Annotated in this window: 20 protein-coding genes and 2 tRNA genes; 17 read left to right on the top strand and 5 right to left on the bottom strand. The window is 58.4% G+C overall.

All coding sequences use genetic code 11. The annotated features are described in order from the left end of the window. Window positions 1-16: 16 nt before the first annotated feature. On the top strand, window positions 17-421 hold the full coding sequence (locus AC3ISR_RS24120; protein WP_192298923.1) for an MFS transporter: 405 nt from the start codon (window positions 17-19) through the stop codon (window positions 419-421). A gap of 9 nt (window positions 422-430) precedes the next feature. On the opposite strand, the gene AC3ISR_RS24115 is transcribed toward AC3ISR_RS24120, so the two are convergent. Next, window positions 431-739, bottom strand: coding sequence for a YhbY family RNA-binding protein (locus AC3ISR_RS24115; RefSeq protein WP_017139256.1), 309 nt, complete (start codon window positions 737-739; stop codon window positions 431-433). A gap of 105 nt (window positions 740-844) precedes the next feature. Here AC3ISR_RS24115 and rlmE point away from each other — a divergent pair, with 105 nt between their 5' ends. From rlmE to AC3ISR_RS24035, 16 genes are all read left to right on the top strand, one after another. After that, the gene (gene rlmE / locus AC3ISR_RS24110) at window positions 845-1495 is read left to right on the top strand and encodes a 23S rRNA (uridine(2552)-2'-O)-methyltransferase RlmE (protein WP_192298922.1); all 651 of its coding nucleotides are present in this window, start codon (window positions 845-847) and stop codon (window positions 1493-1495) included. 200 nt (window positions 1496-1695) lie between these two features. Then, the gene (gene ftsH, locus AC3ISR_RS24105; protein ID WP_463984668.1) at window positions 1696-3606 is read left to right on the top strand and encodes an ATP-dependent zinc metalloprotease FtsH; all 1911 of its coding nucleotides are present in this window, start codon (window positions 1696-1698) and stop codon (window positions 3604-3606) included. 8 nt (window positions 3607-3614) lie between these two features. Beyond that, entirely contained in the window at window positions 3615-4466 is an 852-nt protein-coding gene (gene folP / locus AC3ISR_RS24100; RefSeq protein ID WP_226455729.1) for a dihydropteroate synthase, read from the top strand. 16 nt (window positions 4467-4482) lie between these two features. Then, a complete protein-coding gene (gene glmM / locus AC3ISR_RS24095; RefSeq protein WP_192298919.1) occupies window positions 4483-5820 on the top strand; it encodes a phosphoglucosamine mutase in 1338 nt (445 codons plus the stop codon). Window positions 5821-5886: 66 nt separating this feature from the next. Continuing rightward, window positions 5887-6642 carry a triose-phosphate isomerase gene (gene tpiA / locus AC3ISR_RS24090; RefSeq protein WP_463984667.1) on the top strand — a complete coding sequence of 252 codons (756 nt, stop codon included), beginning with the start codon at window positions 5887-5889 and terminating at the stop codon, window positions 6640-6642. Between the two features lie 4 nt (window positions 6643-6646). After that, window positions 6647-7030, top strand: a complete 384-nt coding sequence (secG, locus tag AC3ISR_RS24085; RefSeq protein WP_010206600.1) for a preprotein translocase subunit SecG — start codon at window positions 6647-6649, stop codon at window positions 7028-7030. A gap of 22 nt (window positions 7031-7052) precedes the next feature. Further along, a tRNA-Leu gene (locus AC3ISR_RS24080) sits at window positions 7053-7138 on the top strand. Window positions 7139-7234: 96 nt separating this feature from the next. Further along, window positions 7235-7311 (top strand) — tRNA-Met (locus AC3ISR_RS24075). 140 nt (window positions 7312-7451) lie between these two features. Continuing rightward, window positions 7452-7910, top strand: coding sequence for a ribosome maturation factor RimP (rimP, locus tag AC3ISR_RS24070; RefSeq protein ID WP_032862957.1), 459 nt, complete (start codon window positions 7452-7454; stop codon window positions 7908-7910). A 47-nt stretch (window positions 7911-7957) separates the two neighbouring features. Next, window positions 7958-9439: a transcription termination factor NusA gene (nusA, locus tag AC3ISR_RS24065; protein WP_017735551.1), complete on the top strand. Its 1482-nt coding sequence runs from the start codon at window positions 7958-7960 to the stop codon at window positions 9437-9439. Between the two features lie 27 nt (window positions 9440-9466). Continuing rightward, complete coding sequence (infB, locus tag AC3ISR_RS24060) at window positions 9467-11983, top strand: translation initiation factor IF-2 (protein WP_226455727.1); 2517 nt, start codon at window positions 9467-9469, stop codon at window positions 11981-11983. A 159-nt stretch (window positions 11984-12142) separates the two neighbouring features. Next, window positions 12143-12538 carry a 30S ribosome-binding factor RbfA gene (rbfA, locus tag AC3ISR_RS24055; RefSeq protein WP_065883945.1) on the top strand — a complete coding sequence of 132 codons (396 nt, stop codon included), beginning with the start codon at window positions 12143-12145 and terminating at the stop codon, window positions 12536-12538. Window positions 12539-12541: 3 nt separating this feature from the next. Continuing rightward, window positions 12542-13459 carry a tRNA pseudouridine(55) synthase TruB gene (gene truB, locus AC3ISR_RS24050; RefSeq protein WP_026136642.1) on the top strand — a complete coding sequence of 306 codons (918 nt, stop codon included), beginning with the start codon at window positions 12542-12544 and terminating at the stop codon, window positions 13457-13459. Between the two features lie 115 nt (window positions 13460-13574). Beyond that, window positions 13575-13844, top strand: a complete 270-nt coding sequence (gene rpsO / locus AC3ISR_RS24045) for a 30S ribosomal protein S15 (RefSeq protein ID WP_003176135.1) — start codon at window positions 13575-13577, stop codon at window positions 13842-13844. Window positions 13845-14038: 194 nt separating this feature from the next. Further along, window positions 14039-16144, top strand: coding sequence for a polyribonucleotide nucleotidyltransferase (pnp, locus tag AC3ISR_RS24040; protein ID WP_192298916.1), 2106 nt, complete (start codon window positions 14039-14041; stop codon window positions 16142-16144). A gap of 296 nt (window positions 16145-16440) precedes the next feature. Continuing rightward, window positions 16441-17061 carry a BON domain-containing protein gene (locus AC3ISR_RS24035; protein ID WP_192298915.1) on the top strand — a complete coding sequence of 207 codons (621 nt, stop codon included), beginning with the start codon at window positions 16441-16443 and terminating at the stop codon, window positions 17059-17061. A 237-nt stretch (window positions 17062-17298) separates the two neighbouring features. On the opposite strand, the gene AC3ISR_RS24030 is transcribed toward AC3ISR_RS24035, so the two are convergent. The 4 genes from AC3ISR_RS24030 to acs form a co-directional block, all read right to left on the bottom strand. Beyond that, entirely contained in the window at window positions 17299-20217 is a 2919-nt protein-coding gene (locus tag AC3ISR_RS24030) for a DUF748 domain-containing protein (RefSeq protein WP_463984666.1), read from the bottom strand. Between the two features lie 87 nt (window positions 20218-20304). After that, window positions 20305-21321 carry a class I SAM-dependent rRNA methyltransferase gene (locus AC3ISR_RS24025; protein WP_463984665.1) on the bottom strand — a complete coding sequence of 339 codons (1017 nt, stop codon included), beginning with the start codon at window positions 21319-21321 and terminating at the stop codon, window positions 20305-20307. A gap of 67 nt (window positions 21322-21388) precedes the next feature. Then, the gene (locus tag AC3ISR_RS24020; protein WP_226455725.1) at window positions 21389-22258 is read right to left on the bottom strand and encodes an oxygenase MpaB family protein; all 870 of its coding nucleotides are present in this window, start codon (window positions 22256-22258) and stop codon (window positions 21389-21391) included. Between the two features lie 16 nt (window positions 22259-22274). Next, window positions 22275-24212 carry an acetate--CoA ligase gene (gene acs / locus AC3ISR_RS24015; RefSeq protein ID WP_463984664.1) on the bottom strand — a complete coding sequence of 646 codons (1938 nt, stop codon included), beginning with the start codon at window positions 24210-24212 and terminating at the stop codon, window positions 22275-22277. Window positions 24213-24295 lie beyond the last annotated feature (83 nt).

Here is a 24295-nt window from a genome sequence, read left to right as displayed (position 1 = left end):
GCTCCGTGCGGGCGCCATGCTATGGCAGCTCTCCCAGATGCTTTGGGTGGGTGGCCTGTGGTTGTTGCACATTGGTGTTTTACCGGCGCTGGGCCTGATAGGCCTGGCACCGTTGCTGATCGATGAGATCGACGGATTACTGAGTGCGCTGCTGGTGGGTTTTGCGGCGGCGTGCGTGACACTCCAGGCGTTGGTGCTGGTCAAGGCCGAAGGCTGGGGGAGTTTGTGGCGGGATATTCGCGGCCAACTGCTGTTGATGGCGCTGTATGCGTGTGCAATGTTTTGCATCGTGCATGTCTGGCTGCCGGAAGCGTTGCGCTGGCAGTTGTTCAGCTATCTTGTGCTAGGGTTCTCTGGCTTGGTCCTGGTTGTGCAACCTGCACCGGGATGGAGCGGCAGGGCGCGCGAAGCACGCCCGTGACCCTTTGAATCATTTGAAGCGATGAACGTTCGACAGCTGCTTGTTGACGCTGAAGTTCTTGCGATACAGCAGCGCCATCTTGCCGATGACCTGAACCAGGTCGGCCTTGCCCACCTTGCACAGTTCTGCAATGGCGGCCAGGCGCGCTTCGCGGTCAAGGATGTTGACCTTGATCTTGATCAGTTCGTGATCGCCCAATGCGCGTTCAAGTTCGGCTAACACACCTTCAGTCAAACCGTTGTCTGCCACAATCAGAACTGGTTTCAGATGGTGGCCAATGGATTTGTACTGTTTCTTCTGCTCTTGAGTGAGCGGCATAATCTGACCCCTGCGTCTGATCTTGTAAAAAGCGGCGGCCAGTTTACCCGAGCGAGTCCGGGACCGCCCAGTTAATCACAACCCGTTTTATTTTCGAGGTGGCCCGTGGCCCGTTCCAAAACTAGCCTCAAGTGGCTGCAAGAGCATTTCAACGATCCTTACGTCAAAAAGGCGCAAAAGGACGGCTATCGTTCCCGTGCCAGCTACAAGCTGCTGGAGATCCAGGACAAGGACAAGCTGATTCGTCCAGGCATGAGCGTTATCGATCTTGGTGCAGCCCCTGGTGGCTGGTCCCAGGTGACCAGTCGTCTGATTGGTGGGCAAGGTCGCCTTATCGCTTCCGACATCCTCGAGATGGACAGCATCCCGGACGTGACCTTTGTTCATGGTGACTTTACCCAGGACACGGTGCTCGCCCAAATCCTTGAGGCTGTGGGAAATTCGCAGGTAGACCTTGTGATTTCCGACATGGCCCCCAATATGAGTGGATTACCGGCCGTCGATATGCCGCGTGCAATGTTCCTTTGCGAGCTGGCACTGGATTTGGCGGGTCGGGTATTGCGTCCCGGTGGCGATTTCCTGGTGAAGGTCTTCCAGGGTGAAGGTTTCGACGAGTACCACAAGAACATACGCAAGTTGTTCGATAAGGTGCAGACGCGTAAGCCAGACTCTTCCCGGGACCGGTCCAGAGAGCAATACCTGCTGTGCCGTGGCTTCCGTGGCGTCGAAGGTGCGACGAGTGAAGAGCGTTTTTGAGAAAGTCGAGGAGGGCGATAGGTTTTTTTATGTCGCTTTCGTCACGAAGCTTTACGAATATTGTGTAGTCAAAGTTTCACAAAGGGTTACAGACGGCGCCTGCCAGAGTTGTAGGTAATGTAGTAAGTTAGGCCGGTGAATATCATGCGAAGCGCGCGCCAGTAGCGGAGCTTGCTTCAGAGGGTAGTTAATTGAACGATATGGCAAAGAATCTGATCCTGTGGTTGATCATCGCGGCTGTCCTTGTGACGGTGATGAACAACTTCTCCAGCCCTAACGAGCCGCAGACCCTCAACTACTCCGACTTCATCCAGCAAGTCAAGGATGGCAAGGTCGAGCGTGTAGCGATTGATGGCTTTGTGATCAACGGCAAGCGCAACGACGGCGATAGCTTCAAGACCATTCGTCCGAACATTCCGGACAACGGTCTGATCGGCGATCTGGTGGACAACCACGTCGTGGTCGAAGGCAAGCAGCCTGAGCAGCAGAGCATCTGGACCCAGCTCCTGGTCGCCAGTTTCCCGATCCTGGTGATTATTGCCGTGTTCATGTTCTTCATGCGCCAGATGCAAGGTGGTGCGGGAGGCAAGGGCGGGCCGATGAGCTTTGGCAAGAGCAAGGCGCGCCTGCTCTCCGAAGATCAGGTGAAGACCACCCTGGCTGACGTTGCCGGTTGCGATGAAGCCAAGGAAGAAGTGGGTGAGTTGGTCGAGTTCCTGCGCGATCCGGGCAAGTTCCAGCGCCTGGGTGGTCGCATTCCACGTGGTGTGCTGATGGTAGGCCCGCCAGGTACGGGTAAAACCTTGCTGGCCAAGGCGATTGCCGGCGAAGCGAAAGTGCCGTTCTTCACCATTTCCGGTTCTGACTTCGTCGAGATGTTTGTCGGTGTCGGCGCCAGCCGTGTTCGCGATATGTTCGAGCAGGCCAAGAAGCACGCACCTTGCATTATCTTCATCGATGAAATCGACGCCGTTGGTCGCCATCGTGGCGCCGGCATGGGCGGCGGTCATGATGAGCGTGAGCAGACCCTCAACCAACTGCTGGTTGAGATGGACGGCTTTGAAATGAATGATGGCATCATTGTCATCGCTGCTACCAACCGTCCGGACGTATTGGACCCTGCGTTGCTGCGTCCGGGCCGTTTCGACCGCCAGGTCGTGGTTGGCTTGCCGGACATCCGTGGTCGTGAGCAGATTCTCAAAGTGCATATGCGCAAAGTGCCGATGGGCGACGACGTGGCTCCGGCCGTGATTGCCCGTGGTACTCCTGGCTTCTCCGGTGCTGACCTGGCCAACCTGGTTAACGAGGCTTCGCTGTTTGCGGCCCGTACCGGCAAGCGCATCGTCGAAATGAAAGAGTTCGAACTGGCGAAAGACAAGATCATGATGGGCGCCGAGCGCAAATCCATGGTCATGTCCGAGAAAGAAAAGCAGAACACTGCTTATCACGAAGCCGGTCACGCCATTGTTGGTCGCGTTGTGCCAGAGCATGACCCGGTCTACAAGGTATCGATCATTCCTCGCGGTCGGGCCCTGGGTGTCACCATGTTCCTGCCGGAAGAGGATCGCTACAGCCTTTCCAAGCGTGCGCTGATCAGCCAGATCTGCTCACTGTACGGCGGCCGTATCGCGGAAGAAATGACCCTGGGCTTTGACGGTGTGACCACCGGCGCGTCCAACGACATCATGCGTGCCAGCCAGATTGCGCGAAACATGGTGACCAAGTGGGGCTTGTCGGAAAAACTCGGTCCTTTGATGTATGCCGAGGAAGAAGGTGAGGTGTTCCTGGGTCGTGGCGGCGGCGGTCAAAGCGCTAGCTTCTCCGTTGAGACAGCCAAGCTGATCGACTCCGAAGTGCGCAGCATCATTGACCAGTGCTACGGCACGGCCAAGCAGATCCTGACCGATAACCGCGACAAGCTCGACGCGATGGCTGACGCGCTGATGAAGTACGAAACCATCGATGCCGACCAGATCGACGACATCATGGCTGGCCGCACACCGCGTGAGCCGCGCGATTGGGAAGGTGGTTCGGGTACTTCGGGTACTCCGCCAGTGGTCCAGAATGAACGCCCTGAAACCCCGATCGGCGGCCCTGCGGCTGACCATTAAGGTTTGAAATGACTTCTGTGTTGTCCTCCACCCGGTTGCCTTGCGGCAATCGGGTTCTTGATTTGGCCCATACGCATGTCATGGGCATTCTTAATGTCACTCCTGATTCCTTCTCTGATGGTGGTCGCTTCAGCCAGCTTGATGCTGCGTTGCGCCACGCCGAGGCGATGGTGTTGGCCGGTGCGACCTTGATCGATGTGGGTGGGGAGTCCACCCGTCCCGGTGCTCGCGTGGTTTCTCCCTTGGAGGAGTTGGAGCGGGTTGCACCGATTGTCGAGCGCATCGCCCAGGAGCTGGATGTCATTATCTCGGTTGATACCTCGACCCCGGCGGTGATGCGCGAAACCGCGCGGCTGGGGGCTGGACTTATCAACGACGTGCGTTCCTTGCGGCGTGACGGTGCCCTGGATGCGGCAGCAGCCACCGGTCTGCCGGTGTGCCTGATGCACATGCTAGGGGAGCCTGGAAATATGCAGGACAATCCGCACTACGACGATCTCGTTGGTGAGGTGAGCAGTTTCCTGGCTGAGCGGATCGCTCAGTGCGCCGGAGTAGGCATCGCTCCCGAGAAGATCATCCTTGATCCTGGGTTTGGCTTCGCCAAGACCCTGCAACATAATTTGAGTCTGTTTAAACACATGGAGTCTCTCCATGCGCTTGGTCGTCCCTTGTTGGTTGGGGTTTCGCGCAAGAGCATGATAGGGCTGGCATTGAATCGTCCAGTGGGTGAGCGGTTATATGGTGGCCTGGCGCTTGCGGCGCTTGCCGTGACTAAGGGCGCACGCATCTTGCGTGTACATGATGTCGCCGAGACGGTCGATGTGGTGCGCATGATTGCCGCTGTAGAATCCGCCGAATAAGAATGATGGAGCACTTATGACTAAAAAATACTTTGGCACCGACGGTATCCGTGGTCGGGTCGGCGAGTTTCCGATTACTCCTGATTTCATGCTCAAGCTGGGTTGGGCGGCAGGCATGGCGTTCCGCAGCATGGGCGCGTGCCGCATCCTGGTGGGCAAGGACACCCGCATTTCGGGCTATATGTTTGAGTCTGCGCTTGAGGCGGGTTTGTCTGCTGCCGGTGCTGATGTGATGTTGCTGGGGCCGATGCCGACGCCGGCGATCGCCTACCTGACGCGTACCTTCCACGCTGAAGCCGGTATTGTGATCAGCGCTTCGCACAATCCCCACGATGACAATGGCATCAAGTTCTTTTCCGGGCAGGGCACCAAGTTGCCTGACGAAATCGAGCTGATGATCGAAGAGTTGCTCGACGCACCGATGACTGTGGTCGAGTCCAGTAAGCTGGGCAAGGTGTCGCGCATCAATGATGCCTCTGGGCGTTACATCGAGTTTTGCAAAAGCAGTGTTCCTACCAGCACCAATTTTGCCGGGCTGAAAATTGTTGTCGATTGCGCACACGGTGCGACCTACAAGGTTGCCCCGAGCGTGTTCAAGGAGTTGGGTGCCGAAGTAACGGTGCTGTCGGCGCAGCCTGATGGTTTGAATATCAACGAGAACTGTGGCTCCACGCACATGGAGCAGTTGCAGGCAGCCGTGCTGGCCAAGCATGCTGACTTGGGTATTGCCTTTGATGGCGATGGCGATCGCGTGCTGATGGTGGATCACACGGGCGCGGTGGTCGATGGCGATGACCTGCTGTTCATCATTGCTCGCGACTTGCATGAGCGTAACAAGCTGCAGGGCGGCGTCGTTGGTACGTTGATGAGTAATCTGGGATTGGAGTTGGCCCTGGCTGACCTGGGGATTCCCTTTGTTCGTGCCAATGTCGGTGACCGATACGTAATCGCCGAGCTGCTAGAGCGTAACTGGCAAGTGGGGGGCGAGAACTCCGGGCATGTTGTCTGCTTCCAGCACACCACTACTGGCGACGCAATTATCGCGGCGCTCCAAGTATTGCTGTCTTTGCGTCGTCGTGAAGAGAGTCTTGCTCAGGCGCGTCAGGCGCTGCGCAAGTGCCCGCAAGTGCTCCTCAATGTGCGCTTTGCAGGGGGTGAAAACCCAATCGAGCACCCGGCTGTCAAAGATGCCTGTGAGCGTGTGACGCTGGCAATGGCGGGGCGTGGGCGGGTGTTGCTGCGCAAGTCCGGCACAGAGCCTTTGGTGCGCGTTATGGTCGAAGGTGACGATGAAACGCAGGTTCGCGAGCATGCAGAAAGCCTGGCAAAACTGGTAAGTGAAGTTTGCGCCTGAATTCGGCTTGCCAGTGGTGATGTGGTTGGGTAACATCTGCGCCCACTTTGACCGACGGGGTACAGCATGCGTCGCACTATGGTAGCTGGTAACTGGAAGATGCACGGTACCCGCGCCAGTGTCGCTGAGCTGATCAACGGCCTTCGTCACCTGGCCTTGCCTAGCGGCGTTGATGTGGCGGTTTTCCCGCCTCTCTTGCATATCACCCAGGTGGTTGATGGCTTGAAAGGCAAGTCGATTCAGGTCGGCGCGCAGAATTCTGCGGTGGAAGCCATGCAAGGTGCGTTGACCGGTGAGATTGCACCGAGTCAGTTGGTTGATGCGGGTTGTTCCTATGTGCTGGTCGGGCACTCCGAGCGTCGCCAGATGATGGGCGAGCGGGATGGGACACTCAATCGCAAGTTCGCAGCGGCACAGGCTTGTGGCTTGATTCCGGTGTTGTGCATAGGGGAAACCCTTGAGCAGCGCGAATCGGGCAAGACTCTTGAAGTTGTCTCGCGTCAGCTGGGCAGCATCATCGAGGAGCTGGGTGTCGGTGCGTTTGCAAAGGCAGTAATCGCTTACGAGCCGGTCTGGGCCATTGGTACCGGGCTGACTGCAACGCCGCAACAGGCGCAGGATGTGCACGCAGCCATCCGCGCGCAGTTGGCGGCAGAGAATTCTGAAGTCGCACGAGGTGTGCGTCTTCTATACGGCGGCAGCGTGAAGGCGGCCAATGCGGTCGAACTGTTCGGCATGCCGGATATCGATGGGGGGCTCATTGGTGGAGCTTCCCTGAATGCAGATGAGTTCGGTGCGATCTGTCGCGCCGCGGGAAACTGAAAAAATGCTGGAAACAGTCGTAGTCGTTTTTCATCTGTTGGCCGCACTGGGCGTAGTTGCCCTGGTTTTGCTGCAACAGGGTAAAGGTGCGGATGCTGGTGCGTCTTTCGGTGCAGGTGCTTCAAATACTGTGTTCGGAAGCCAAGGTTCCTCTACCTTTCTTAGTAAGTTTACTGCTATACTTGCCGCCGGTTTCTTCATAACCAGCTTGGGGTTAGGTTACTTTGCTAAAGAGAAGGCTCATGTGCTGACTCAGGTAGGTCTCCCAAACCCAGCAGTGTTGGAAGTTCCAAAAGCAAAACCGGCTTCTGATGATGTCCCGGTGCTTCAAGAGCAAAAGTCGGCTACTCCAGCGACTGACGTACCTCCAGCTCAAGAGCAAAAGTAAGAAGGGTTGTAAACGCTGTATTGCCGAGGTGGTGGAATTGGTAGACACGCAACCTTGAGGTGGTTGTGCCCATAGGGTGTAGGGGTTCGAGTCCCCTTCTCGGTACCAATTATCAGGAGAGCCCGCTGTTGCGGGCTTTCTTGTAGGTGGAAGGTTACATTGACCCTGCAAGGGATCGGTCGTATACTTCCGCCCCAGCTTTGTCGCGGGGTGGAGCAGTCTGGTAGCTCGTCGGGCTCATAACCCGAAGGTCGTCGGTTCAAATCCGGCCCCCGCAACCAGTTTTAGCGGAGCCCCTTTTAAGGGGCTTTTTGTTAGCTGGACACTTTCAACGCCGCTGTTCGACGGCGTTTCAAGGATGGGCGTTTCGCCCATTTTTTTATTTTGCACAGCATGCACATACATGCACGAGGGGGTTCAGGTGTCGAGCAAGCTAGAAGAGTTGCAGGCCTTGCTGGCCCCGGTGGTCGTGGCCCTAGGCTATGAATGCTGGGGTATTGAGTTTTCGGCTCAAGGTCGCCACTCAATGTTGCGCGTTTATATCGATAAAGAGGGCGGTGTGCTGGTGGACGATTGCGCCATTGTCAGCCGTCAGATCAGCGGTGTCCTGGATGTTGAAGATCCAATCGCCGTTGAATACACCCTCGAAGTTTCCTCGCCAGGCATGGAACGCCCACTGTTCACTATCGAGCAGTTTGCTAAATATGTCGGTGAACAAGTGAAGATCAAGCTGCGATCCCCGTTCGAAGGGCGACGCAATTTTCAGGGCCTTCTGCGCGGTGTAGAAGAACAGGATGTCGTGGTGCAGGTAGAAGACCATGAGTTCCTGTTGCCGATCGATATGATCGACAAGGCCAACATTATTCCCAGTTTTGACTGAGACGCGGATCCCGCGGATCCAATGGCTTGCGAAAGGCGAGGCGTACGATGAGCAAAGAAGTACTGCTGGTTGTTGAGTCGGTATCCAACGAAAAGGGTGTACCGGCAAGCGTGATTTTTGAAGCGTTGGAGCTGGCCCTGGCCACTGCTACCAAAAAGCGCTTTGAAGACGAAGTTGATCTGCGTGTGGAAATCAACCGCCACACCGGTGCCTACGAGACTTTCCGTCGCTGGACGGTGGTCGAAGAGGACGATCTTGATGATCCGGCCATCGAAACCTGGCCGAGCAAGGTTGCGCAAACGCATCCTGGCGCCAAGGTCGGTGATGTCGTTGAAGAGAAAATCGAATCCATCGAGTTCGGCCGCATTGCTGCACAGACTGCCAAGCAGGTCATTGTGCAGAAAGTCCGCGAAGCCGAGCGCGCTCAAGTCGTTGACGCTTATCGCGAGCGCCTGGGTGAAATCATCTCCGGCACCGTGAAAAAAGTCACCCGCGACAATGTGATCGTCGACCTGGGCAACAACGCAGAAGCGTTGCTGGCTCGCGAAGACATCATTTCTCGCGAAACCTTCCGTGTTGGCGTGCGTCTGCGTGCGCTGCTCAAGGAAATCCGCACCGAGAACCGCGGCCCTCAGTTGATCCTGTCGCGTACCGCGCCGGAAATGCTGATCGAGCTGTTCCGTATCGAAGTGCCGGAAATTGCCGAAGGCCTGATCGAAGTCATGGCTGCGTCCCGCGACCCGGGTTCGCGCGCCAAGATCGCGGTCCGCTCCAAGGACAAACGCATCGACCCGCAAGGCGCTTGCATTGGTATGCGCGGTTCGCGCGTCCAGGCAGTGTCGGGCGAATTGGGCGGTGAGCGTGTGGACATCGTCCTGTGGGACGATAACCCGGCGCAGTTCGTGATCAACGCCATGTCGCCAGCTGAAGTGGCGGCAATTATCGTTGACGAAGATGCCCATGCAATGGACATCGCCGTTGGCGCAGACAATCTGGCTCAGGCCATTGGTCGTGGTGGTCAGAACGTGCGTCTGGCCAGCCAACTGACCGGCTGGACCCTGAACGTGATGACCGAATCGGACATCCAGGCTAAGCAGCAAGCTGAAACCGGTGACATCCTGCGCAACTTCATCGACGAGCTGGAAGTCGACGAAGACCTGGCGCAGGTGCTGGTAGATGAAGGCTTCACCAGCCTGGAAGAGATTGCCTACGTACCGTTGGAAGAAATGCTCAACATCGACGGCTTTGACGAAGATACCGTCAACGAGCTTCGCGCTCGGGCCAAGGATCGTTTGTTGACTAAAGCCATCGCTACTGAGGAAAAGCTGGCAGACGCCCATCCGGCCGAAGACCTGCTCTCGCTTGAGGGTATGGACAAGGATTTGGCGATGGAACTGGCGGTGCGCGGCGTAATTACCCGCGAAGACCTGGCCGAGCAGTCTATTGACGACCTGCTCGACATCGACGGCATTGACGATGATCGTGCCGGCAAGTTGATCATGGCCGCCCGAGCCCATTGGTTCGAGTAATTAGGCGCGGCCTGAGGAGAGAAGTGCATGACGCAAGTCACGGTGAAACAACTGGCCGATGAGGTCAAAACACCGGTAGAGCGCCTGTTGCAGCAGATGCGTGAGGCAGGTCTGCCGCACACCGCCGCCGATGAAGGTGTGAGCGATAGTGAGAAGCAGTCTTTGCTGACTCACTTGAAGAGCAGCCACAAGGCGAAAGTGGAAGAACCGCGCAAGATTACATTGCAGCGCAAAACCACCAGCACACTGCGTGTTGCTGGTAGCAAGAGCATCAGCGTTGAAGTACGCAAGAAGAAAGTCTTCGTACAGCGCAGCCCGGAAGAAATCGAAGCCGAGCGCAAACGCGAACTGGAAGAGCGTCGCGCAGTAGAAAATGCTGCTCGTCAGAAGGCTGAAGAAGAAGCCAAGCGTCGCGCCGAAGAAGAAGCGCGTCGCCAGCCTGCTGCTGCGCAACCTGCGGCCACTGAAGCGGTCGCTGCGCCTGTTGAAGCTGTGCGTGAGGCCGCTCCGGTTGCCGCTGCACCTGCTCCGGCAGCTGACGCCCGCAAGCGTGACGAACCTCGTCGCCCGGACAAGCCACGTGCCGACGATAACAATCGTCGCAGCGGTGGTGGCGATGGCGAGCGCAAAAACGCTCCGCATCGTGCTTCGGTCAAAGAGAAAGCGCCTGCTCCACGCGTTGCCCCACGTACTACCGACGAAGAAAGCGATGGCTTCCGTCGTGGTGGTCGCGGCAAGGCCAAGCTGAAGAAACGCAACGCCCACGGTTTCCAGAGCCCAACCGGCCCTGTCGTGCGTGAAGTGAAGATCGGCGAGACCATCACTGTTGGCGATCTCGCCCAGCAGATGTCGGTCAAGGCAGCTGAAATCATCAAGTTCATGTTCAAGCTGGGTACTCCGGCCACTATCAACCAGGTACTGGATCAGGAAACTGCCCAACTGGTTGCTGAAGAGCTGGGCCACAAAGTGACCCTGGTCAGCGATACCGCCCTGGAAGATTCCCTGGCCGAGTCCCTGAAGTTTGAAGGTGAGGCAGTTTCCCGTGCACCGGTCGTGACCGTAATGGGCCACGTTGACCACGGTAAAACTTCCCTGCTCGACTACATCCGTCGTGCCAAGGTTGCTGCTGGCGAAGCCGGCGGTATCACCCAGCACATCGGTGCGTACCACGTTGAAACCGACCGTGGCATGGTGACGTTCCTCGACACCCCTGGTCACGCCGCGTTTACCGCAATGCGTGCCCGTGGTGCCAAGGCGACTGACATCGTGATCCTGGTGGTTGCAGCTGACGACGGCGTGATGCCACAAACCATCGAAGCTGTTCAGCATGCCAAGGCTGCTGGCGTTCCGCTGGTTGTTGCGGTGAACAAAATCGACAAGCCGGGCGCTGATCTTGATCGCATCCGTAGCGAACTGTCGGTTCACGGCGTGACATCCGAAGAGTGGGGTGGCGACACTCCATTCGTACCAGTCTCCGCGAAGATGGGTACTGGCGTTGACGAACTGCTCGAAGCCGTTCTGTTGCAAGCCGAAGTCCTGGAACTGACTGCTACTCCATCGGCTCCTGGCCGTGGCGTTGTGGTTGAGTCCCGTCTCGACAAGGGCCGTGGCCCGGTTGCGACCGTTCTGGTTCAAGACGGTACCCTGCGCCAAGGCGACATGGTCCTGGTCGGTTCGAACTACGGCCGTGTACGTGCCATGCTCGACGAGAACGGCAAGCCAATCAAGGAAGCAGGTCCTGCTATCCCGGTCGAGATCCTCGGCCTGGACGGTACGCCGGACGCTGGCGACGAGATGAGCGTAGTGGCCGACGAGAAGAAAGCCCGTGAAGTGGCTCTGTTCCGTCAAGGCAAGTTCCGCGAAGTCAAACTGGCCCGTGCTCACGCAGGCAAGCTGGAAAACATCTTCGAGAACATGGGCCAGGAAGAGAAGAAGACGCTTAACATCGTCCTCAAATCTGACGTACGTGGTTCCCTCGAAGCGTTGAACGGCGCCTTGAACGGCCTGGGTAACGACGAAGTGCAAGTGCGCGTTGTCGGTGGCGGTGTCGGTGGTATCACCGAATCCGACGCCAACCTGGCACTGGCTTCCAACGCTGTACTGTTCGGCTTCAACGTGCGTGCCGATGCTGGCGCTCGCAAGATCGTCGAGCAGGAAGGCCTGGACATGCGTTACTACAACGTCATCTACGACATCATCGAAGACGTCAAGAAAGCCCTTACCGGCATGCTTGGCAGCGACGTCCGGGAGAACATCCTGGGTATCGCCGAAGTACGTGACGTGTTCCGCTCGCCGAAATTCGGCGCGATCGCCGGCTGCATGGTTGTCGAAGGCACTGTGTACCGTAACCGTCCAATCCGCGTACTGCGTGAAGACATCGTTATCTTCGAAGGCGAGCTGGAATCCCTGCGCCGCTTCAAGGATGACGCTTCCGAAGTACGTGCCGGCATGGAATGCGGTATCGGCGTCAAGAGCTACAACGACGTCAAGGTTGGCGACAAGATCGAAGTCTTCGAGAAGGTTCAGGTTGCTCGCAGCCTCTAACTCGCGCACTTCCGGAGCCACGCAGCGAGTGGGCATGCAAATGCCCCGCGCAGCGTACGGACTCTAAACGCAACGCCCGGTCTGGCTTTTGTCAGGCCGGGCGTTTGCCGCTTTCAGACCCCACGGGTTTCACCGTGTGGCAGTAACAGGTAACAAGACATGGCAAAAGAATACAGCCGTACCCAGCGTATCGGCGATCAGATGCAGCGCGAGCTGGCCCAACTGATCCGTCGCGAAGTCAAAGACCCACGGGTTGGCCTGGTCACCATCACCGCCGTTGAAGTGAGCCGTGACGTTGGTCACGCCAAGATCTTCATCACCGTGATGGGGCAGGACAACAGCGAAGAAATCGCGCAAAGCATCAAGGTGCTCAACGCTGCGGCAGGTTTCCTGCGCATGCAGTTGGCCCGTGAAATGAAGCTGCGCAGCGTTCCCCAGCTGCACTTCCACTACGACGAAAGCGTCGTGCGTGGTGCGCACCTGTCGGCACTGATCGAGCGCGCCGTGGCGGAAGACAGTCAGCACCCGTCCACACCTGAAGACGCCAAGGAGTAAGCGGTGGCTCAGGTCAAACGTATCCGTCGCAACGTCAGCGGCATCATTCTGCTCGACAAGCCCATTGGCTTTACCTCCAATGCCGCTTTGCAGAAGGTCCGCTGGCTGCTCAATGCCGAGAAGGCCGGGCACACCGGCAGCCTTGATCCTCTGGCCACCGGCGTGTTGCCGTTGTGCTTTGGCGAGGCCACCAAGTTCTCGCAATACCTGCTCGATTCCGACAAGGGTTACGAAACCCTCATGCAACTGGGCAAGACCACCACCACGGCCGATGCCGAAGGTGATGTTTTGCAGGTTCGCGATGTGACCGTTGGTCGTGCGGATATTGAAGCGGCTTTACCCGGTTTTCGTGGGCAAATCAGTCAGATACCGCCGATGTACTCGGCGCTCAAGCGTGATGGGCAGCCACTTTACAAGCTGGCACGTGCGGGCGAAGTAGTGGAGCGCGAACCGCGTTCTGTTACTATTGCGCGCTTGGAATTGCTCGCCTGTGAAGGTGACACTGCGCGTCTGGCCGTGGACTGCAGCAAAGGCACCTATATCCGTACCCTGGTGGAAGATATTGGTGAAAAGCTTGGTTGCGGCGCGTACGTTGCAGAACTGCGACGCACCCAGGCCGGCCCTTTCACCCTGGCCCAGACGGTCACGCTGGAAGAGTTGGAAGCGGTGCACGCCGAAGGCGGCAATGAAGCAGTTGATCGCTTCCTGATGCCATCGGACAGCGGTTTGCTGGACTGGCCATTGCTGCACTTCTCGGAGCACAGCGCGTTCTACTGGCTCAACGGCCAGCCGGTACGTGCCCCGGATGCCCCGAAGTTCGGCATGGTGCGGGTACAGGATCATAACGGTCGCTTTATCGGTATCGGTGAAGTGAGCGAAGACGGGCGCATCGCGCCGCGTCGACTGATTCGGTCAGAATGACCGAACGAGTGTGGCTGTTAACAGGCACGGTCAACACTCATTTTTAGATACAGGGATTTGTCCCTGGCCTGTTGAGACTGCCCTTTGGGTGGTTTCCTGAAAAAAGGATTGCCTCATGGCTCTCGACGTTCAAGAAAAAGCACAAATCGTTGCTGACTATCAGCAAGCTGTTGGTGACACTGGTTCGCCAGAAGTGCAAGTTGCACTGCTGACCCACAACATCAACAAGCTGCAAGGTCACTTCAAGGCCAACGGTAAAGATCACCACTCCCGTCGTGGTCTGATCCGCATGGTAAACCAGCGTCGTAAGCTGCTGGATTACCTGAAAGGCAAGGATCTGGGTCGTTATCAGGCTCTGATCGGTCGCCTGGGTCTGCGTCGCTAATAAGCGATTGCGCTAGAGGTTGGTTGTCTGCCGTGTGTCAGTGGGATTTCCGCTGGCCCATGGCAGGCTCCCAGCCTCAAGTTTTATCTGGATACACGTTTTACCCTGGACTAGCGTCGGGCCGATTCCCGGCATTGCCCAAGAATTTCGCAAGAAGACAAGTTCCCCAAGAGCCACAAAGAAGGTAGGACACCGTGAACCCGGTTATCAAAAAATTCCAGTTCGGTCAGTCGACCGTTACCCTCGAGACAGGCCGTATCGCCCGTCAAGCCTCCGGCGCAGTGCTGGTTACCGTTGACGACGACGTGACCGTATTGGTGACCGTTGTTGGCGCCAAGACCGCTGACCCAAGCAAAGGCTTCTTCCCTCTTTCCGTTCACTACCAGGAAAAGACTTACGCTGCCGGTAAGATCCCTGGCGGTTTCTTCAAGCGTGAAGGCCGTCCTTCCGAGAAAGAAACCCTGACTTCCCGACTGATCGACCGTCCGATCCGTCCGCTGTTCCCAGAAGGCTTCATGAACGAAGTGCAGGTTGTCTGCACCGTCGTTTCCACCAGCAAGAAAACCGATCCGGACATCGCTGCGATGATCGGTACTTCGGCTGCCCTGGCTATCTCGGGCATCCCGTTCGACGGCCCGATCGGCGCCGCTCGTGTTGCTTTCCACGAAAGCACCGGCTACCTGCTGAACCCGACTTACGAGCAACAGAAAGCATCGAGCCTGGACATGGTCGTTGCCGGTACCTCGGAAGCCGTATTGATGGTTGAATCGGAAGCCAAAGAGCTGACCGAAGACCAGATGCTGGGCGCCGTACTGTTCGCCCACGACGAGTTCCAGGCGGTCATCAAGGCCGTTACCGAACTGGCTGCCGAAGCCGCCAAGCCTACCTGGACCTGGACTGCTGCTCCGGAAGCCACCGAGCTGCTGAGCACTATCCGCTCCGAGTTCGGCGCTGCGATCTCCGACGCCTACACCATCACCGTCAAGGCCGACCGCTACGCTCGCCTGGGTGAGTTGAAGGATCAGGTCGTTGCCAAGCTGTCCGGTGAAGAAGGCCAGCCTTCCTCCAGCGACGTCAAAGCGGCTTTCGGCGAAATCGAATACCGCACCGTTCGCGAAAACATCGTCAACGGCAAACCACGTATCGACGGTCGCGACACCAAGACCGTACGTCCGCTGAACATCGAAGTCGGCGTTCTGCCGAAGACTCACGGTTCGGCGCTGTTCACCCGTGGTGAAACCCAGGCCCTGGTTGTCGCGACTCTGGGTACTGCCCGTGACGCACAGCTGCTGGACACCCTGGAAGGCGAGAAAAAAGACCCGTTCATGCTGCACTACAACTTCCCTCCGTTCTCGGTGGGCGAGTGTGGTCGCATGGGTGGCGCTGGTCGTCGTGAAATCGGCCACGGCCGTCTGGCCCGTCGTTCGATTGCAGCCATGCTGCCGGCTGCCGACGTGTTCCCGTACACCATCCGTGTCGTATCGGAAATTACCGAATCCAACGGTTCCAGCTCCATGGCTTCGGTCTGCGGTGCTTCCCTGGCACTGATGGATGCTGGTGTGCCGATGAAGGCGCCGGTTGCCGGTATCGCCATGGGCCTGGTTAAAGAAGGCGAGAAGTTCGCCATCCTGACCGACATCCTGGGCGACGAAGACCACTTGGGCGACATGGACTTCAAGGTAGCCGGTACCGCCAAAGGCGTCACCGCGTTGCAGATGGACATCAAGATCAAGGGCATCACCGAAGAGATCATGGAAATCGCCCTGGGCCAAGCCCTGGAAGCGCGCCTGAACATCCTCGGCCAGATGAACCAGATCATTGGTCAGTCCCGTACCGAACTGTCGGAAAATGCTCCGACCATGATCGCGATGAAAATCGACACCGACAAAATCCGTGATGTTATCGGTAAAGGCGGCGCGACTATCCGTGCGATCTGTGAAGAGACCAAGGCTTCGATCGACATCGAAGACGACGGCTCGATCAAGATCTTCGGCGAAACCAAGGAAGCCGCTGAGGCAGCACGTCAGCGCGTCCTGGGCATTACCGCTGAAGCCGAGATCGGCAAGATCTACGTCGGTAAGGTTGAGCGCATCGTCGACTTCGGCGCATTCGTCAACATCCTGCCGGGCAAGGACGGTCTGGTTCACATCTCCATGCTGAGCGACGCTCGTGTTGAGAAAGTGACCGACATCCTGAAAGAAGGCCAGGAAGTGGAAGTGCTGGTACTGGACGTGGACAACCGCGGCCGTATCAAGCTGTCCATCAAGGACGTAGCAGCAGCCAAGGCTTCGGGCGTTTAATCACCCTCAGGCTTTTCGCTGAAAAAAGGGACTCTTCGGAGTCCTTTTTTTATGCCTGGAGGAAAATGCCTGGAAATCAGGTGCTTACCCAGATCCAAAAGCCGCAACTTGCATGCAGAGGCGAGGGGTTTCATGCAAGTTGCACGATTACAAAAAACAGCTGTTTTCGTAACTCGTTGTTTTGTAAGGTTTTAATTGCCTGATGCGACTTGGCACACTGTCTGCAATATCCCTGTTAACGCTGCAGCATCAAGGTTTACGTACTGCAGACTTTTAATAAAACAGGAGTTACTCGTATGAAGAAGTTCGCTCTCGCTACTGCTACCGCTCTGACCCTGGCCATGGGTGCTAACGTAGCCTTTGCTCAGACTTCCCAAGCCCCTATGACCCTGGCGGCCGGTGAAGTGACCAAGGCTAAAGAGTCCACCTCGGACACCTGGATCACCACCAAAGTGAAAGCTGATCTGCTGACCGAGAAAGGCATTCCTGGTTCGGACATCAAGGTTGAGACCAATAAAGGCGTGGTTTCCCTGTCTTCGACAGTCGCGATCTCCGACGCTCAGAAAGCCACTGCCGTAGCCATCACCAAGAAAATCAAAGGTGTTACCGCCGTTTCGGCTGACGGCCTGATGGCTGGCGGCGCTACCAAGGCTGACAATATCGACAAAACCAAAAGCGCAGCGGCTGACGCCAAAGAGTCCACTTCGGACACTTGGATCACCACCAAAGTAAAAGCTGACCTGGTGACCGAGAAAGGCATTCCTGGCACCGACATCAAAGTCGAAACCAACAAAGGCGTAGTGTCCCTGTCTTCGACCGCCGCGGTCACTGAAGCTCAGAAAACTACCGCGGTGAACATCACCAAGAAAATCAAAGGCGTTAAAGCTGTATCGGCCGACGGCCTGAAAGCAGAGTAACGCACCCCTTTTCGTCTGAACTGGACGGCGGCGGCTTAGGGTGAGTTAGACATCCACCTGATGCACCTCTGGAGTTCATGCGAGCGACCACACGGATGTGGTCATTACAGGCCCCGGCACTTGTGTCGGGGCCTGTTCTATTGTGGGTGACGTTAACTGTAAGCGCCGGCGATCAGGCCCTCGACCCGTCGTCGATTTCAAGGCTGCATCGCCTGCAAGCCGGCTCTTGCAAGGGGCTTACTCCGCGTCCAGGTGCATCGGTGTGACGACACGCCCATCCTTCTCGGCCTGGCCCAAGTTGGCATCAATGAAGTACACCCGGTCATCTTCCAACTGTCCCTTATCCACCAGGTAGTCCTTGATGGTGCTGGCACGGTCTTGGCCCAGCTGGCGCAGCAGTACATCACTGCCACTCCAGAACTTGATCACCCCGTCACGAAGTTTCGCGCTACGTTCATCGTTGCTCAGGTCTTTCCATTCGGCTGGCGGTTGCTGTTTCAGGCGGGTGCGGTAAATGCCTTCAAGCAATGGTGCTTTTTCCTTCTCGGGTACCACCAGCAATGACGCTTGGGCGGGAACCTTTTCTCCACGACGCTGAAGAATCTTGTAGTAGTTGTACTGGTACTCGCGCTCCAGTCGCTGAGCGGCAAGGAAAGGCCCGTCGCTGCTGGCCGCCGCGGTGCCTTCGATCTCCAGGCGCAGGCTAGGGCGTTCTTTCAGTGCTTTGGCCAGCGTGTTCAGGGCGCCTTCAGCATCCTTGTCCAATTCGCTGGAACCGGCGGCGAACGATACATTGCCGAGGTCTTCCGAACCGCCGCCCGTTACCAGCCCACCGATAAACTTAAACGGCGCTGTCGCTGCACGCACCACCAGGTTACGCAGGGTCTGCCAGACAATCGGCATGACACTGAACTGCGGGTTATTCAGATCGCCAGTCACCGGCAGTTCGATGGAAATCTTGCCGTCGGAGTCCTTGAGCAGTGCAATTGCCAGACGAATCGGCAAGTCCACGGCATCGGCGCTGTCGACCTTCTCGCCCAGTTGCAATTGCTCGACCACCACTTTGTTCTCGGCCTTCAGCTGGCCCTTTGTGATCACATAATGCAGGTCGAGGTTCAGTCGCCCCTTGCGGATGCGGAAACCGGCGAACTTGCCAGAGTAGGGCGTGAGGGTGGTCAGTTCTACGCGTTTGAAGCTGGTCGCAATATCCAGCGCCGCCATCGGGTCAAACGGGTTAACGCTGCCCTTGATCGTCACGGGTGCGTAGCGATCCACCTTGCCCTTGATGTCGACGCTGGCCGGTTTGGCCTGGCGGCTGTCGATGGTGCCAATTTGTCCGTTGAGCTGTTGAATCGCGGTCGCGAAGTTGGGGGTCAGGCTGAAGTCGGCAAAGTTGGCGGAACCGTCGTTGATCGCAATCTGCCCGATACGAATGCCCAGGGGCTTTTCTTTGCTGACAGGTTTCGAGCCTTTGTCCGGTGGCTGCGGGATCAACAAGTCGTCGACGTTGGTGGTGCGGTCGTCGTTGATCATGAAGCGCGCATACGGCTGCAGCAGGTTGACCTTATCGATCGACAGGCTATCGCCGTGCTGATAGTTCACGCCTTCGAGCACCAGGCGCTGCCATTTGAGGAAGTCGCGGGTCTTGAGGGTGTCCAGGGTGTGCAACTGGTCCACCTGCGCCCGGCCGGTGACCTGGAACTTCAGAGGATCAGTGCTTTTAAGGTTCACATCAAGATTGCTGCCGAGCATGCCGCTACGCAGTTCCAGGCGGATGAACGGGCTGATATAGGACTGGGCGACTCGCAGGTCGATGTCCTGGGTATTTACTTTCAGCTTGGCGCTGACCGGGTTGAGGTTGACCTCGCCAGTCGCCTGGACCTTGCCTTGCTTGCCCAGGCCCGTGTCGACTTTCAGCGTGAACGGGCTCTGGTTGAGGCTATCGAAGTTCTGCACATCGACATTCAGCGGGCCGACTTCCAGTGCGACCGCCGGCTTGGCCTGGCGGTCAGCCAGGTGCACCTGATAGTTACGCAGTTGCACATCCTTGAGCAGCACTTGCCAAGGTTTGCTTGGCGCCGCGGGCTCGGTTTTTGGCGAGTCGGCGGTGGCGGGGGCATTTTTCGGCTCCGGCGCCTTGGTTGGTTTGCTCGGCTGGCTGGCGAACAATTTCTGCCAGTCCAGTTGCCCATCCGCTTCCAGCGCCGCCCAGGTTTCCAGCTTGTTGCTGCGGATCTTGCCGACAACGACCTGCTGTTTGGCCAGGTCCACGCTGGTTTCGCTGACGTCCAGGCGCTCCAGGCGCACCAGGGGGCGGCCATCCGGTGCCTTGATGGCAAACGGTGCGATGCTGGCGGAGGTGTTGGTCAGGTTCAGCTCGGTCTCTTTGGCCAGGCTGAATTTATACTCGGTGCTGAAGTTCAGCACGCCGTCTTCAAGCACCAGCGGCAGGGCATCGCGCACATAGGGCCACCAGGCCTTCATCTTGCCGTCGGTGACTTTCAGTGTGCCCTGGGACGTGATTGGCACCAGGCTGAAGTTGCCTTTCCAATCGATTTGCCCGCCTGCCGGGCCTGCCGCGACGAGCGTCATGTCGGCATTGTCTTCGGGCAGGGTGCTGAGGTTCTTCAGCTCGAAGTCGAGCTTGTCGTAGAGGAATTCGATGGGCTCGCTGGGGCGCAAGTCCTCAAAGTGCACATAGCCGCCGGCCAGCTTGATGCCGTCGATACGCAGAGGAAACGGTTTGGCATTCGGGTCGGTCGGCGTTGGTTCGCTCGGCGGGATTTTGAACAGTTGCGCCAGGTTCAACTGGCCGGACTTGTCGAACAGCAACTCAGTCTTCGGTTTGTCCAGTTGCACATCGGCCAGGTGCAGCGCGCGGGTCCACAGGCTGTCGACCTGCAGGTTGGCGTAGAGGCGCTCGAAACCCACCTGCTCCTTGCCGGGGTCGCCGATCTTGAGGCCCCAGACGGTCAGCTCGAGGCTGAAGGGGTTGAGTTCGATCCGTTCGATTCGCGCCGGCACCGTGGCGTAATTCGCCAGTTGCTGGTTGGCAATCCGCAGGGCAATTCCGGGCAAAATCAAGAAGCCCAACAGGCTGTACAGGGCAAGGGCGGTCAACAAGGCGCCAACGGCGCGAATCAATCCTTTGTGCATGGGGCGGCGCCATCTATGTCAAACAGGAGTGCCTTGGAGTATGGCACGGGTTTTCGGTTCCGAAGAGCGAGGGCTTTGGGAAGCGTCCTACAGCTGGAGTATCAATGTTTTCAGGGGTGGCTGCTGGTCTTGTGAAGGAAAATCCGCCCCCGGCGTCATGATTTGCCAGTCGCGTACCGCACGTCCGGCTTTTTCTGCGCAACGCAGTACCTGTTCGCGCCAGTCATCCATGCTGACCTTCGCCAGGTTGTTGCAGCAAATCAGTACACCGTTGTCGGCCGTGGCGAGCAGTGCGGGCTTGAGCAGGCTTTGGTAGTCGCGCAACAGGTCGACGGTGCCGAATGCGCTCTTGGCCCAGGCCGGAGGGTCGAGCAACACCAAGTCATACTGGCGCTGCTCCAGGCGTGGATAACTCGGCAGTTTCTGGCCACGGCGCTGGGTGATCGGCAGGCCGGCCAGTTGGCGAATCGCCGGGAAGTAGTCGGACTGCACGAACTCCATGGTCGGCAACTGCGGGTTCAGCAGGCCGTTCTCGCGGCCGACCGCCAGGTTGCCCTCGGCGAAGTCCAGGTTGCACACCTCCCGCGCCCCGCCGGCCGCAGCGCTCAGGCCGACGCCACAGGTGTAGGCGAACAGGTTCAGCACGCTTTTGCCGGCGCTATGGTTCTTGACCCAGCCGCGGGTGTTGCGCAGGTCGAGGAACAGCAGCGGGTCCTGCCCGGCATGCCGTCCGCGTACGCGGTAATTGAGCCCCCATTCATGGCAGACCAGATCTTCCAGCGCCGCCGGCTCGGCGCGGTACACCGTGTCTTCACGGTCGACCCGCGAGTTGCCACGGGAACGGTCGTTGTACACCAGCAGCAATTCCAGGCCCATGTACTGGTTGATCAACTGGTGCAGGTCCAGCAACTCCTCGGTATGCAGTGACTGATGGAAGCTCTGCACCAGCAGTTGCGGGCCATAACGGTCGATGGTCAGGCCGCCGGCGCCTTCCTGGCTGCCATGGAACAAGCGATAGCAGTCGGTGCCCTGGGCGTGCAGCTCGTTGATCAGGTCTTGGCGATGATCGAGGGCGGCGCGCAGCGCCTGATTCAAGGGAGACATGGAGCGCGCCTTGCTTAAGTAATGGGGGTAAATGTGGGCGCGGAGTTTAACAGTTATAAAGCCTGGCCTACATCAACCCCATCCGCCGATGCGCCCGTTGTACCGAACCGTTGCGCATCGCCCAGCGCAGCAACGGCGCGCTGCGTTTGACCGCGCCCCGGATCATCTGGCGTTGCAGCGGGCTCTGGTGTTGATCGAGCATGGCGCTGGCCCAGTCTGGCAGCAGGTCGATGCCGGCTTGCATCATCAAGGCGCCAAACGGCTTGGCCATCGTGCTGGGTGCCGGGGCATTGAGCAGCAGGCGCAACACTTCACGACTGCGCGCGTCGCACAGCAGTTGCGGGCGGATACGCGCCAGGTAATCCGAAACTTCCTGCCGCGAACGCGGAACATGCCGCGCGCCCAGTTGTTCGGCGACCAAGGCGATCTCGCTGTAGTAACGGTCCTGGTCCCGACCCGAGAGCAGTGGGTTGCGATAGCGCAGGTGAGCGGCTAGGAAGTTGCTGACCTCGGCCACATGCACCCAGGTGAGCAGTTCCGGATCGCTGGCTGCATAAGGTCGGCCGTCCGGCGCATGGCCAACCACTTGCAGGTGAATGGTGCGCACTTTTTCGATCAGCCACTGCGCGTCCTTGCGCGAGCCAAAGGTCGTGCCGGAGATGAACTGCGAGGTGCGCCGCAAACGCCCGAGCATGTCCTCGCGAAAGTTCGAGTGATCCCACACCCCAGCCAGGGCCAGCGGGTGCAGGGCCTGCAACATCAAGGCGCTGATGCCGCCGATCAACATGCTGCTGAAGTCGCCATGCACTTGCCAACTGACCGAACTCGGTCCGAACAGGCCTGGGTCGCCCTTGGGGTTTTCCAGGTCCAGCTGGCCCAGTGAGAGCCCTGTGAGGCTCATCAATTGGGTTTCGATACGGCTGCGGATAAATTCCATGGCGACGCTGGGTTTCCTATCGGTTCAGGCGTTTGTCGATCAGGCCGTCGACAACGCTGGGATCGGCCAGGGTGGAAGTATCACCGAGGCTGTCCAGTTCGTTGCAGGCGATCTTGCGCAAGATCCTGCGCATGATTTTGCCGGAACGGGTCTTCGGCAACGCGGGTGCCCATTGGATCAGTTCCGGCTTGGCAAAGCTGCCGATTTCCTTACTGACCAAGTCCAGCAGGTGTTTTTTTAGCGCATCGTCGGGCGCTACGCCATTCATCGGCGTGACAAAGGCGTAGATGCCCTGGCCTTTGACATCATGGGGGTAGCCCACCACGGCGGCCTCGGCCACCAGGTCATGCAGGACCAGGGCACTTTCCACCTCGGCGGTGCCGATGCGGTGGCCGGAGACGTTGATCACATCGTCGATGCGCCCGGTGATCCAGTAATCGCCGTCCTCGTCGCGTCGCGCGCCGTCGCCGGTGAAGTAGTAGCCGGGGTAGGGTTTGAAATAGGTGTCGATCATCCGCTGGGGGTCGCCGTAGACGCTGCGGATCTGCCCCGGCCAACTCGCCTTGATCGCCAGCACGCCACTGCCGGCGCCGGTAAACACCTTGCCGTGCTCATCCAGCAACACCGGTTGTACGCCAAACATCGGTTGCGTGGCGCAACCGGGCTTGATCCGCTGCGCGCTCACCAGCGGGCTGAGCATGATGCCGCCGGTCTCGGTCTGCCACCAGGTGTCGACGATCGGGCAGCGCTGCTCGCCGACGGCATTGAAGTACCAGTCCCACGCTTCGGGGTTGATCGGCTCGCCGACGCTGCCGAGCAAGCGCAGGCTGGCGCGCGAGGTGTTTTCCAGCGGGCCGTGGCCCTCGCGCATCAAGGCACGCAGGGCCGTCGGCGCGGTGTAGAAGATATTGACCTTGTGCTTGTCGATCACCTGCCAGAACCGCGAACTGTCCGGGTAGCTCGGCACGCCCTCGAACATCAGCGACGTCGCGCCATTGGCCAGCGGGCCGTACACGATGTAGCTGTGGCCGGTGACCCAGCCCACGTCGGCGGTGCACCAGAACACTTCGCCGTCCCGGTAGTCGAGTACGTACTTGAAGGTCATCGCCGCTTGCAGCAGATAGCCGCCGGTGGTGTGCAGCACGCCTTTGGGTTTGCCGGTGCTGCCGGAGGTGTAGAGGATGAAGAGCGGGTCTTCGGCATCCATCGGCTCGGGTGGGCAGTCGGCGCTTGCGGCGTCCAGCGCCTGTTGATACTTGAGGTCGCGGCCTTCGCTCCAGTTCACGGTCGCACCGGTACGTTCCACTACCAATACGGTGCTGACGTTCGGGCAGTTGGCCAGGGCTTTGTCGACATTCTGTTTCAGCGCCACCGGCTTGCCGCCGCGTACCCCTTCGTCGGCGGTGATCACCGTGCGGCAGTCGGCATCCAGGATCCGGTCGCGCAGAGCGTCGGGCGAAAAGCCCCCAAATACCACCGAGTGCACCGCGCCAATACGTGTGCAGGCCAGCATGGCGTAGGCCGCTTCCGGGATCATCGGCATGTAGATGCACACCCGATCACCTTTTTTCACGCCACGACCTTTCAGCACATTGGCCAGGCGACTGACGTTTTGGTGCAGTTGGCGGTAGGTGATTTTCGAGGACTTTGTCGGATCATCACCTTCCCAGATGAAGGCGGTTTGCTCAGCGCGTTGCGCCAGATGACGGTCGATGCAGTTGTAGCTGACGTTCAGTTGCCCGCCCGCGAACCATTGGGCAGCGCCCGTGTGGATGTCTGATTGCTGAACGGTATGCCAGGGCGTGATCCAGTCCAGAAAGCCCTTGGCCTGTTCGGCCCAGAAGGTATCCGGTTGCTCGATGGATTGGCGGTAGAGGCGCTGATAGTCCTCTTGACTGAGTTGCGCAGCGCGGCGGACGGCATCGGCGCTGGGGAACGTGCTGATATCGAACATGAGCGGTCCTTATTCTTGTTTTTGGCACAAGTCATAAAGATGCACGCTGTGGGGGGAGGGTTCAAGGCCAACGTCCAAACGGA

It is taken from the genome of Pseudomonas sp. GL_117, from assembly GCF_057835125.1.
This window is presented reverse-complemented; position numbering and strand designations above follow the sequence as displayed.

What these genes read in the sequence shown, in the direction of transcription:
- glmM (WP_192298919.1), top strand. Translation starts at nt 4,483, where the DNA reads ATGACTAAAAAATACTTTGGCACCGACGGTATCCGTGGTCGGGTCGGC.
- AC3ISR_RS24115 (WP_017139256.1), bottom strand. Translation starts at nt 739, where the DNA reads ATGCCGCTCACTCAAGAGCAGAAGAAACAGTACAAATCCATTGGCCAC.
- AC3ISR_RS24025 (WP_463984665.1), bottom strand. Translation starts at nt 21,321, where the DNA reads ATGTCTCCCTTGAATCAGGCGCTGCGCGCCGCCCTCGATCATCGCCAA.
- infB (WP_226455727.1), top strand. Translation starts at nt 9,467, where the DNA reads ATGACGCAAGTCACGGTGAAACAACTGGCCGATGAGGTCAAAACACCG.
- AC3ISR_RS24120 (WP_192298923.1), top strand. Translation starts at nt 17, where the DNA reads ATGCTATGGCAGCTCTCCCAGATGCTTTGGGTGGGTGGCCTGTGGTTG.
- AC3ISR_RS24030 (WP_463984666.1), bottom strand. Translation starts at nt 20,217, where the DNA reads ATGCACAAAGGATTGATTCGCGCCGTTGGCGCCTTGTTGACCGCCCTT.
- secG (WP_010206600.1), top strand. Translation starts at nt 6,647, where the DNA reads ATGCTGGAAACAGTCGTAGTCGTTTTTCATCTGTTGGCCGCACTGGGC.
- folP (WP_226455729.1), top strand. Translation starts at nt 3,615, where the DNA reads ATGACTTCTGTGTTGTCCTCCACCCGGTTGCCTTGCGGCAATCGGGTT.
- tpiA (WP_463984667.1), top strand. Translation starts at nt 5,887, where the DNA reads ATGCGTCGCACTATGGTAGCTGGTAACTGGAAGATGCACGGTACCCGC.
- acs (WP_463984664.1), bottom strand. Translation starts at nt 24,212, where the DNA reads ATGTTCGATATCAGCACGTTCCCCAGCGCCGATGCCGTCCGCCGCGCT.
- AC3ISR_RS24020 (WP_226455725.1), bottom strand. Translation starts at nt 22,258, where the DNA reads ATGGAATTTATCCGCAGCCGTATCGAAACCCAATTGATGAGCCTCACA.
- rbfA (WP_065883945.1), top strand. Translation starts at nt 12,143, where the DNA reads ATGGCAAAAGAATACAGCCGTACCCAGCGTATCGGCGATCAGATGCAG.
- rpsO (WP_003176135.1), top strand. Translation starts at nt 13,575, where the DNA reads ATGGCTCTCGACGTTCAAGAAAAAGCACAAATCGTTGCTGACTATCAG.
- nusA (WP_017735551.1), top strand. Translation starts at nt 7,958, where the DNA reads ATGAGCAAAGAAGTACTGCTGGTTGTTGAGTCGGTATCCAACGAAAAG.
- AC3ISR_RS24035 (WP_192298915.1), top strand. Translation starts at nt 16,441, where the DNA reads ATGAAGAAGTTCGCTCTCGCTACTGCTACCGCTCTGACCCTGGCCATG.
- ftsH (WP_463984668.1), top strand. Translation starts at nt 1,696, where the DNA reads ATGGCAAAGAATCTGATCCTGTGGTTGATCATCGCGGCTGTCCTTGTG.